This window comes from Micromonospora sp. NPDC003776, from assembly GCF_053605645.1.
In genome coordinates, this window is sequence record NZ_JBSGJR010000636.1 from 1 (window position 1) to 3,662 (window position 3,662).

4 protein-coding genes are annotated in these 3,662 nt (G+C 73.3%); all 4 read left to right on the forward strand.

Translation table 11 applies throughout. From position 1 onward, the window contains the following. Positions 1–212 precede the first annotated feature (212 nt). Complete coding sequence (locus ACWEVO_RS32385) at positions 213–536, forward strand: putative quinol monooxygenase (protein ID WP_452311247.1); 324 nt, start codon at positions 213–215, stop codon at positions 534–536. Further along, positions 533–1,756 (forward strand): cytochrome P450 family protein, encoded by a 1,224-nt coding sequence (locus ACWEVO_RS32390; RefSeq protein ID WP_452311248.1) that lies wholly within the window; start codon positions 533–535, stop codon positions 1,754–1,756. Before ACWEVO_RS32385 ends, ACWEVO_RS32390 begins: the two co-directional genes overlap by 4 nt. Before the next feature lie 40 nt (positions 1,757–1,796). Then, positions 1,797–2,465, forward strand: coding sequence for a TcmI family type II polyketide cyclase (locus ACWEVO_RS32395; protein WP_452311249.1), 669 nt, complete (start codon positions 1,797–1,799; stop codon positions 2,463–2,465). A gap of 422 nt (positions 2,466–2,887) precedes the next feature. Continuing rightward, on the forward strand, positions 2,888–3,662 hold a 775-nt coding region (locus tag ACWEVO_RS32400; protein ID WP_452311250.1), incomplete at its 3' end, for an AfsR/SARP family transcriptional regulator.

A 3,662-nucleotide genomic window follows, 5' to 3' on the forward strand; every position in this document is an offset into this window, starting at 1 on the left:
GGGGACCTCTGCCGGACTGGTTTGCCGAGGGCCCGCCGGGGTACGCGGCGCCCATGATCGCGTTGCGCCGACGGCGGGTTCCGCGCCCGCTACGGGGTCGCCGGCCCGGCGCTCTACCTGGTCCGCCCGGACGGGCACGTCGGGTACCGCAGCCAACCGGTCGACGGTGACGGCCTCCGCAAGCACCTGCACCTGCTCTTCGGCGGTGCCCGATGACCCGGGTCCGCACGGTGCTGGCGATGCGTGCCCGCCCCGGCTGCGAGGAGCGGTTCGAAGCGGAATGGCGGGCGGCGGCCGAGGAGATCCGGACGCTGGACGGCTGCCTGCACCAGGACCTGGTCCGCGACGCCGACGACCCGCGCAGCTATCTGATCATCAGCGACTGGGCCGACCGGGAACGGCTGGACGCCTTCGGCCGCAGCGAACACCGGGACCGGTTGCTGCGGATCATCCGCGAGCTGCGCGAGTCCGCCCACCGGAACACTTACCAGGTGCTGCACAGTGTCCGCGGCGAAGCACAGGAGCAGTCGAGATGACCGACGACGCCGTACCCGGCCGGGAGCTCTACACCGACGAGTTCGCCGCCGACCCGTACCCGGCGTTCGCGCGACTGCGGGCCGAGCGTCCGGTGTGCCCGGTCAGCGCCCGGTTCGACCAGTACCTGATCACCGGGTTCGACGACGCCCGGGTGGCGCTGACCGACCCCCGGCTCTCCAAGGACCTCTACGGACCCGGCCAGCACTACCTGCGCATCTTCGGGCCGAACTCGGCCGGGCTGAACCGGAACATGCTCAACTCGGATCCGCCGGAGCACACCCGGCTGCGCCGGATCGTGTCGCAGGCGTTCGCGCCGCGCCGCATCGAGGCGCTGCGACCCCGGGTCGCGCGGATCGTGGACGACCTGCTCGACAAGATCGTGCCGCACGGCCGCGCCGAGCTGATGCAGGACTTCGCCATCCCGCTGCCGATGACGGTGATCTGCGAGCTGCTCGGCATCCCGCCGGCCGACCACGGCCGGGTGCTGGACTGGACCCAGGTGATCCGGACCTCCGGCTCCTCCGGCCGCCGCCCGGAGGAGGAGCGGGCCGCGGTGCAGGACGCCCAGCTGCGGCTGCACCACTACCTCGCCGACCTGATCGGGGCCAAGCGGGCGCGCCCGGCCGACGACCTGATCGGCGCGCTGATCGAGGCCTGCGACGAGGACGGGGCGCTGACCGAGCCGGAGGTCGTCGCGACCACGTTCCTGCTGCTGTTCGCCGGGCACCAGACGACCGCCGACTTCCTCGGCAACGCCGTGCTCGCCCTGCTCACCCATCCCGAGCAGCTCGAACTGCTGCGTACCACGCCGCAGCTGCTGCCGTCGGCGATCGAGGAGCTGCTCCGCTTCGACGGCCCGCTGCCGGTGGCCAGCCCGCGGATCGCCACCGAGGACCTGGAGTACCAGGGTGTCCCGGTGCCGCGGGGGTCGGTCGTCGGCGTGGTGATCAACGCGGCGAACCACGACCCGGCGCACTTCGCCGACCCGGACCGGCTGGACATCCGTCGGGTGCGCGGCCCGCACCTCGGTTTCGGTCACGGCGTGCACTACTGCCTCGGGGTCTCGCTGGCCCGGATGGAGGCGCAGCTCGGCCTCGGCGCGCTGCTGCGCCGGCTGCCCGGGCTGCGCCTCGCCGTACCGGCCGCCGAGGTGCGGCGGCTACCGGCGGCGTCGCCGTTCCGGGGCCTGCTGGAACTCCCGGTCACCTTCGCCGCCTGACCCCAGGCGTCATCCGTCCGTTCCCACCCAAGGAGCAGCCATGGTCTTCCGCAACGTGATCGTCTGCCGCATGGTCCCCGGTAGCGAGGGCACCGTCGGCGACGTCTTCGGGTACTACGACCGGACCACCCGACCCCAGGACCTCGGGGTCATCGGGCGGATCCTGCTCTCCCACCACGACCTGTATCTGCACGTCATCGAGCGTCGGCAGGACCCGAAGATCTCGGGGCAGACCCGGGGGCTGCCGGCCTTCCAGAAGATCGCCGAGGCGATCGGCCCGTACGTGACGCCGTACCCGAGGTACTGGAAGAACCCGTCCGACTCGGTCGCCAAGGAGTTCTACCGCTGGGCACCGCAGGACGGCGTGGCGCCCGAGGACACCACGCTCACCGTCATCGTCCAGCGGATCAAACCGGGCGCCGAGGCGGACGTGGCGCGGATCTTCGCCGAGTCCGACGCCGGGCCGCTCCCGGGGGAGCTGGGCGTCGCCGCGCGCTACCTCTACTCGATCGACGACGTGTTCGTGCACCTGGTCGAGCAGGACGCCGCGATCGCCGAGGGACTGCGGCACCGGCACGAGCAGCGGCCGGCCTTCGGCAAGCTGATGGCGGAACTCGCCCCGTACGTCGAGCCGTACCGGCCGGAGAGCTGGCGGGGCCCGCAGGACTCGGTGGCCACGGTGTTCTACCGCTGGCGCGCCGAGGACTGAGCGGCTACGCCGTCAGCCACCGGAAGAGCGCGACGAGCAGCAGGGCCCCGCTGGCCCCGACCATCGACCAGCCGAGGCGAACGGTCGCTGTTGGATGGCGGGGCCACCAACCGCCGGGCGCCCAGCGGGGCAACAGCGGTGCCCTACCTCGCAACCGCCGCACCGGTACAGCCGCGCCTGGCCGGCGGTGACCAAGCCGAGTATGACGACGACGGCCGCGAAGAACGCCACCTGGGATGGTGTGGCCGGGTCACTTCCGGCAAGGGGAGATGCCCGGATTATCGCCTCGTGCCGGTCCTGGCCGTGCCCGAGGACGGGCCGGTGACGACTGGGAGTCGACTCCGGTGACGCCAGGTCGATGGGTCGGCGGCGCGGCAGCGACGTGTGGTCATTGCGCCGGTACGCGGTGAGATGATGCCCTCATGCAGGTTGGCATCCTCGGCCCGCTCACGCTGGCTGCCGACGGGCGGCAGGTGGAGATCGGCGGTGCCCGGCTGCGCCGGCTGTTGATCCTGCTCGCCCTCGAGGTGGGCCGCACGGTGACCGTCGAGGCGCTGGCCGACTCGCTCTGGGCGGACACCGCCCCCGCCGATCCGACGAACGCCGTCCAGTCGCTGGTGTCCCGGCTGCGCCGGGCCCTGCCGGTCACCTCCGCCCTGCAATCCGCGCACGGCGGCTACCGGCTGGAGCTGCCCCGGGAGGCGGTCGACGCGTACCGGTTCGAACGGCTGGCCCGGGAGGGGCAGCGGGCGCTGCGCGCCGGTGATCCGGCGACCGCGACCACCCACCTGGCCGAGGCGCTGTCGCTGTGGCGGGGGCCCGCCCTGGCCGACGCCACCGACACCCGCTCCGCCGCCGCGGCCGCCGCCCGGCTGGAGGAGCTGCGGCTCTCCGCCCTGGAGGACCACGCGGAGGCAGTCCTGCTTTCCGGCCGGGCCGACCGGCTCGTCGCCGAGCTGGAGGAGTTGGCCGCCCGGCACCCGCTGCGCGACCGCACCCGGGCGCTGCTGATGAACGCCCTTTACGCCACCGGCCGGCAGGCCGAGGCGCTGCGCTCCTACGAGGACTTCCGTGCCCGGCTCGCCGAGGAGTTCGGCGTCGACCCGTCCCCGCGCGTCCGCGACCTGCACGTGGCCATGCTCCGGCGCGACCCCGCACTGACCCCGGCCGCCGTCCCGCCCACTGCGGCCCCGCCGG